3 protein-coding genes are annotated in these 4341 nt (G+C 41.4%); all 3 read left to right on the top strand.

The window, feature by feature from the left end; translation table 11 throughout:
* Positions 1 to 1076, top strand: a 1076-nt coding sequence (locus AC1DPQ_RS19365) for a hypothetical protein (protein ID WP_477610578.1), incomplete at its 5' end; no start/stop codon positions are given.
* A gap of 9 nt (positions 1077 to 1085) precedes the next feature.
* The gene (locus tag AC1DPQ_RS19360; RefSeq protein ID WP_477585070.1) at positions 1086 to 1451 is read left to right on the top strand and encodes a hypothetical protein; all 366 of its coding nucleotides are present in this window, start codon (positions 1086 to 1088) and stop codon (positions 1449 to 1451) included.
* A 28-nt stretch (positions 1452 to 1479) separates the two neighbouring features.
* On the top strand, positions 1480 to 4341 hold a 2862-nt coding region (locus AC1DPQ_RS19355), incomplete at its 3' end, for a DUF6443 domain-containing protein (RefSeq protein ID WP_477610577.1).

Genomic DNA, 4341 nt, shown 5'->3' with positions numbered 1-4341 from the left:
TAACCACCTACCAATATCAAAATGAAAGCGGCTCGAATGAAACGCTCACCCATGAAGTGAAGACTATAAATAATTTCGGTTATTGGGGGCAAATCGGACTTGGAGACTTTTGGCCTCTGGGGCCTTTTCCACAGGAAACATGGAAAAGAGGTAGCCTATTAAGTAAAAAAATATATGACGCGAGCTCCAATGTGATACAAAGTTCAGACTATCATTATTCATTTCTTGTTACGGATACAATTCCAGCTATAAAGGTTCTTACTGTTGTTCAGGATGGGTATTACTTTTACTATGAATATAAAAATTTTTCAACTTATTCGAAATTAGATAGTGTAACAGAAAATAACCGAGGCGTAATAACTCATATTGCCTATGAATACAATAACCCTATTTACAGACAAAAGACCAAGGAAACAAGAGTATCAAGTAGTAACCATGTTAAGTCAACTCAATATCTATATCCTTATGATTTTTCTGTAGAGCCGTACTTGTCTATGACAACGAAATATAATATCGCTCCGGTAGTCGAAGAGAAAGTCAGTTATGATGGGGTGGTCAGATCGACAGTAAAAAGTTCGTATGATTTTTTCAATAGTAATACTATGATAAAGCCCTCCCAAATTCAAAGTCAGTTATATGGACGCCCATTGGAGCCAATGATCAGCTATAATGAATATGATGCAAAAGGTAACTTAATTAGTTTAAGTAAACCGGGTGGAATCAACACCGCATACGTTTACGGGTACAATGGTGGATACCCAGTTTTAGAAGTACAGAATGCGACATATTCAGCTATGCAAGTTGCGTTGGGCGGTACCTCAACTGTCACACAGGTACTAAATTCTTCTCCAGATAAAGCAACAATTGATGGTTTGGTTTCAACACTTCGCAATGCGCTGCCAAATAGCAAAATTTCGAGCTATGTATATAAACCACTTGTGGGCATTTTGAGCACTACAGATGCCAAGGGCTTGACAACATATTTTGAATACGATGAATTTCAACGTCTGATGAATACAAAAGATCAGAATGGAAATATAACTAAAAGTCTAGATTATCATTATAAACAATTTTAATACTTCGATATGAAAATTTCTATTTGCCTAACAATGTTATTGTTCTTTTTAACGGCCTTGAATCAAAAGTTATCCGCTCAGGAGAAGAACGAGATTAATAGATCAAAAGAACAGCGGATTTACTATAGCAAAAATTTACTTATAGATTCAGCAAAAGCAGAACAGGTACTTGCAATACAGGGCAGTTATAAGAAAGGCGTATCCCTGGTGATTGCAGATTCAAGCCTTAGTGAAACGGGCAGGCATGCAAAAATACAATTGCTCATTAGAGATAAGAACAGAAAGCTTCGCAGCTTACTTACCCCTGCACAACAGCAGAAGATTATACCGACCACCGAGCGGGATGTCCGGGATAACCCAAAACAAAATAACTAGTAATGGTTCCTATCTAAACTAACCTCCGATGAATTCCAAATCTCACACTATACAACCTGTCAGCAGATGGGTATACAGGATTATTTTACCGTTTTTGCTTCTTTTCCCATTTTTTGGCGCTTTTGGACAAAGTGGTATGGGACAGTACGATGCGATACCGATTGCAGTTGGTGCCTGTGGTAATACCAGTTTTTATGATTACCGTTCCAATGCCTATCCCTATTCAAACACGTATGGCAACATAAGTCCTGATATTTGGTATACATTTACATTATCTGCTTCCACCAATGTTAATATTTCCCTTTGTGGCTCAGGTTTTGATACTTATTTATGGATTCTTGACCAGAATGGTAATCAAGTTGCCTATAATGATGATAATGGTGTGCTGTGTTCGGGTACAAGTTCTTCCGTTAGCCAAATTTTTTCGGCGGGTACTTATTTTATCGTAACTGAGGGGTACGGAAGTTATACAGGAAATATCAATCTCGCAGTTGATATTATGGGCAATGGGAGCGGTCCTTCATCGGGGGCAGGTATGGCATATGCCATTAATGCCGGAATTTTTTCCGGATCGGGCAGTTTCACAGATACACGGAGTAATGCTGACGCCTGTTTAGGAAACAACTACGGACAGATGAGCAATGATATCTTTTACCGATTTACTTTGACAAATTCCGCGACGGTGAGCTTATCGCACTGTGGAAGTAGTTTTGATACCTATATGTACCTTTTGGACCAATCAGGTAATTTGATCACCTTCAGTGATGATAGTTGGACAACGGGCCCTTGTCCGGGCTCTCAATCTTATATCCAGACTACCCTTGGGGCAGGAACCTATTATGTGGTTTCTGAGGGATACAGCACGAATACAGGTAGCATCACTACAAATATTAGTGTAAACGGAAGTAGTTCCGGACAGTCAATCAGCTACACGAGCCCAAATACACAATCTGTTGGATTGGCTGTTAACCTAAGTCCAACTGTAACGGGAGGCTCGATATCGGCCACTAGTACCGTATCAACCTTTACAAACAGTGGGGCAGGGTTGTATAATCCTATTTCTACCGCCACCGATGCGGCTGGAAATGTTTATGTCGCAGATGCAGGGAATCATATGATTCGGAAGATTTCGCCCAATGGAACCGTGAGCACTTTGGCTGGGGCTGGCTATGCCGGTTATGCAGACGGACAGGGCACATCGGCAGTTTTTCAGCATCCGAGTGCTATTGCGGTAGATGGTTCGGGAAATGTTTTTGTTTCCGATCAGCAGAACCACCGTATACGCAAGATTACCCCTTCTGGTTCGGTTACTACATTTGCAGGTAGTGGTTCACCTGGTTTTGCAGATGGAACAGGTACCGGGGCGAGTTTTCAATATCCAATGGGATTGGCATTTGATGGATTGGGTAATCTTTTTGTAGCAGATGCGTACAATCACAGGATCCGAAAGATCACACCGTCTGGAACGGTAAGTACGTATGCAGGTACTGGGGCAGTTGGAAGTGTAAACAGTACAGCACTTTTGTCTACCTTCAATTACCCGATGGGGCTAGCACTTGATGCAGCCGGAAATCTGTATATAGCTGACCGGTTCAATCATATGGTGAGAAAGATCAGCGCTTCGGGTAATGTTACTACCCTTGCGGGAAGTGGTTCAATCGGTTCATCTAACGGAGCGGGTACGGGGGCAAGTTTCAATTATGCCAACGGTGTTGCCGTTGATGGTTCCGGCAATGTTTATGTGGCCGATCAGCAGAATAACATGATCCGAAAAATTACTCAGGCTGGAGTGGTGACTACGCTAGCTGGTACCACTTCTGCCGGATCTGACGATGGTGATACCAATGTTGCGCGTTTCACTTCACCATATGGATTGTGCATTGATACGCAAGGAAACTTATACATTGCAGAAAATTCATCTAACCGAATAAGAAAGATTACAATGGGTGGCTACACAATTAGTCCGGCACTCCCTTCCGGTTTAGCGATTAATCCGCTTACCGGTGTTATTTCAGGAATACCAATAAATACATCGCCGATGACAGTGTATACTATTACTGTTTCAGGCACATCAGGAATTTTAACAACGACTATCAGCTTAGAGGTAGTATCCGCAGTAAGTTGCCTTCAACCAAGTTTGGATCAAAATTATGTGGTTACTTACATACCCCGTGAGGAAAATTTCACAACAAGATCTTCGGTTATGGCCGCCAGCTGTGATAAAGATAGGATACAAACAAGCATCGCTTATTTCGATGCACTTGGCAGACCTCTACAAAACGTGCAGGTAATGGGAAGTCCATCAGGAAAAGATTTGATCGTTCCAATGGCCTTTGATGCTTATGGGCGAGAGGCACTCAAATATCTTCCATATGCAGAAAGTACAAATGGCGGTGCTTACCGTAGCAATGCGCTGTTGCCAGGGGTTGGTCAGTCTTTTTTTTACAATAATGGCTCGTCCGGCATCACATCAAATCCATTCCCCTACTCAAAAACAATATTTGAGACGAGTTCTCTGGGGGTCGCTCTAGAGCAGGGAGCACCTGGGGCAGTTTGGCAACCATTAGATAATTCTATTGCAGAATCAGGCCATACTTTAAGAACGGATTATGGAAAAAATAATAGTGATTTGAGTAATTCTACAACTGGATTCGCAGTAAGGATTTTCCGAGCTGAACTAATTAATTCTCCTGGCCAGGAACATATCACTACACTTTCAAGCCCAGGCTTTTATCCGAGCAATCAACTTATTGTTAAGATCATAAAAGATGAGAACTGGAATCCATCAGATGGAAAAGCTGGGACAGTAGAAGATTATAAGGATAATGAAGGTCATACTGTGTTGAAAAGGCATTTTAATCTAAAAGGAATTGTTATAGAAGTAATTAGT

It is taken from the genome of Pedobacter sp. 01T416_2 (assembly GCF_056398925.1).
The sequence above is the reverse complement of the archived record's forward strand: the minus strand, read 5'-3'. Positions and strand labels throughout refer to the sequence as shown.

Excerpts from the sequence above, each read along its gene's own strand:
- AC1DPQ_RS19360 (WP_477585070.1), top strand. The coding sequence starts at position 1,086 with ATGAAAATTTCTATTTGCCTAACAATGTTATTGTTCTTTTTAACGGCC.